We start from the raw sequence: 2,669 nt of genomic DNA on the forward strand, positions 1-2,669 counted from the left end.
GCCGGGTGTGGGCCTGTGGGGTGTTTCCGCGGGGGGGCCCCGGCGCGGGCGGGGGGGGGGGGGCGGGGGGGGGGGGGCGGCCGCCCCCCCGGCCCCCCCCCCCCGCCGCTCGGTCGCGGTACAGCCGCTCGGTCGTCGGCTCGCCCGGCGCTCAGCCGAACTGCCGCTCGATCTCGGCGAGTTTCTCCTCCAGGGAGTCAAGGCGCGGGATCGTCTGGGTGTCGTCCTCGGCGGTGAGGTCCACGGTCCGCCGGCCCTGCCGCTCGGCGCCGCCGGCGCGGCCGGTCACGGCCGTCAGTGTGGGGCGCGACCGCGGCCGGCCGCCCGGAGCGGGCTCCGCTTCGGCGGCGGGGCTCTCGGTCAGGGGCGGCGCCTCTATCGCGGGGGTGTCGCCCGTCCGGCCGCCGGCCGCCTGGCCCTCGATCGCCGGGGCCTCGGCCTGCTGGGCCACCGGCCGCCCGGCCGTCACGGCCGGCACCTGGCGGGCGCCGCGCCCCCACCGGTGCTGCCGGTTCAGCGCCTTCACCCGGGCCCGGTCCAGCTTGCCCTGCTCGCGCCGGCGCCGCCGGGCCTGCTCCTCCTCGCGGCGGTCCTCGCGTACCTCCTCGACCGCCTCGTCCAGGCTCCGTACGTTCTCCAGGAGCATCAGCGACCAGGCGGCGAAGGTCTCGCGCGGGGCCCGCAGCCAGCGCACGATACGGATCTGCGGCAGCGGCCTGGGCACCAGGCCCTGTTCGCGCAGCGCCGCCCTGCGGGTCTGCTTCAGCGCCCGGTCGAAGAGGACCGCGGCCGACAGGGACATGCCCGCGAAGAACTGCGGCGCGCCCGCGTGGTCCAGGCCGCGCGGCGCGTGCACCCAGTTGAACCACGCGGCCGCGCCCGCGAACGTCCACACCAGCATCCGCGAGCCGAGCGCCGCGTCACCGTGGCTGGCCTCGCGCACGGCCAGTACAGAGCAGAACATCGCGGCGCCGTCCAGGCCGAACGGCACCAGGTACTCCCAACCCCCGGAGAGGTTGAGGTTCTGCCGGCCGAAGCCGACCAGGCCGTGGAAGGAGAGCGCGGCCGCCACCGCGGCGCAGCAGAAGAGCAGCAGGTACGACGCCGAGCCGTAGACGGCCTCCTTGCGGCGCCGGCGTTCCTCGCTGCGCTCCCAGGAGTCGTCGGCCGCCGTCTTGTCCGCGCTCTGCTTGCCGCGCAGGACCACCGCCACGGCCGCCGTGACGCCGACGAGCAGCAGGGCTCCCGGGACGAGCCAGTCCAGCGATATGTCCGTCATTCTCATCTGGGACCCCTTGCATCGCGGTACGCGTTTCGCGCGACATCCTGGCGGAGCCGGCCGGTACGGCAGGGGTTTTCGGGGCAAGAGGACGCCAAGGAGGCGGCCAGGGCCGCCGAGAGGGGCAAACTGTTCGCACAGCCTTGAGGGCGGCGGCAGTTGAGTTCGATTGTCGCCACTCGATCGGGTGGCAGGGGAGCAGTGCGCTGTGGCGGGGGAGCGGAGCGCTCGGGTCAGGCGCTCGCGGTGAGCCGCGCGACCCGGTCGGCGTCGCAGGTGCGCGGGCAGGTGACGCAGGTGTCCTCCGGGCGCACGGTGTAGAACATGCAGCAGCTCGCGCGGTCCCGCGTCGGGAGCCGCTCGCCGGCCGGGCCGGTCAGCTCGCGGAAGCCCGCGCCGCCGACGTACGGCGCCGTCGTGCCCGGCAGCAGCCGCGCCACCTCGGCCACCGCGCGCGGCTCCTCGCCGAGCAGATGGCCGAGGTACCACAGCCCCTCGACGATCTCGTCCGTCGCCATGCCCCACAGGGCGCGCGGGCCGCGCCGCACGCGGGGCCGGAAGCCGTCCAGTACCGGCCCGAGGTGCTCGGCGACCGCGGCCCGCACCTCGCCGCGCAGCGCCTCCTCGTCGGGCACCACGACGGCTCCCGGCAGCTCGGCCGCGGTGTCGTCGGGCAGGCACGCGAACGAGGTGATCCGTACGGCCGCGTGGCCCAGCTCGCGCGGGAAGAAGACGGCGCCGGCGGGCAGCCGGGGCACCCGGCGGTGCAGGAACCACGGCATGGTGATCAGTAGGCAGGCCGGCCAGGCGTACCGGTGCAGGCCGAAGCTGGCGACCACGTCGGCGCGTGCACGCTTCCCGTAGTTCTTGATCACCTGTGCGTCGTCCCAGGCGAGGAAGGCGTCCAGGGCCGCGCCGCCGGCCGCCAGCTCCGCCGCGCTCGTCCAGTCCTCGCCCGCCGGGGCCGCGTCCCGCGGCCCGAGCTCGGTCACCCGCAGGCCCGGGAACACCTCCGTGAGCCGGGCATACGCGCCGGTCACGGGGGAAGGGGACGGCGGGGCGGCGAGGACGGAAGAAGGCATGCGGAGGACCACCGAATCGCGTCGTTGGCAGGTAAGGCTTACCTTAGCGGAAGTCTCCGAGGTTTGAACTGCGGCAGGGGCCGCCTATGGTGCTCAAGGACATCAGGAGGTACCCCATGGAGCAGCGCGGAGCGGAACAGCCGTCGCGAATACGCGCCCGCGTGCCCGTACAGGGGCGCCCCGAGGGGGTGCAGGGCCACCCCGAGGCGATACGCGGACGGCACCCGGCCGACGCCGACGGCGCCGTCACCCACGCCGTCGCCGCCCCGCCGCCGGTAGCCCCCGCCGCGCCGCCCGCCGCGCCCTCC

General features: G+C 75.8%; 2 protein-coding genes and 1 pseudogene. 1 reads left to right on the forward strand and 2 read right to left on the reverse strand.

The genetic code is table 11. From position 1 onward, the window contains the following. Nucleotides 1-151: 151 nt before the first annotated feature. Together ABT381_RS34160 and ABT381_RS34165 are read right to left on the reverse strand one after the other, a co-directional pair. A complete protein-coding gene (locus ABT381_RS34160) occupies nucleotides 152-1,285 on the reverse strand; it encodes a DUF2637 domain-containing protein (protein WP_351601449.1) in 1,134 nt (377 codons plus the stop codon). Between the two features lie 227 nt (nucleotides 1,286-1,512). After that, a complete protein-coding gene (locus ABT381_RS34165) occupies nucleotides 1,513-2,361 on the reverse strand; it encodes a (2Fe-2S)-binding protein (protein ID WP_351601452.1) in 849 nt (282 codons plus the stop codon). 116 nt (nucleotides 2,362-2,477) lie between these two features. On the opposite strand from ABT381_RS34165, the pseudogene ABT381_RS34170 reads away from it, so the two are divergent. Beyond that, nucleotides 2,478-2,669, forward strand: a pseudogene (locus ABT381_RS34170) (hypothetical protein); the annotation flags it as partial.

Origin of the sequence: Streptomyces sp. NPDC000151, assembly GCF_040301705.1 — a bacterium.
Taxonomy (GTDB): domain Bacteria; phylum Actinomycetota; class Actinomycetes; order Streptomycetales; family Streptomycetaceae; genus Streptomyces.

Excerpts from the sequence above, each read along its gene's own strand:
- ABT381_RS34160 (WP_351601449.1), bottom strand. The coding sequence starts at position 1,285 with ATGAGAATGACGGACATATCGCTGGACTGGCTCGTCCCGGGAGCCCTG.
- ABT381_RS34165 (WP_351601452.1), bottom strand. The coding sequence starts at position 2,361 with ATGCCTTCTTCCGTCCTCGCCGCCCCGCCGTCCCCTTCCCCCGTGACC.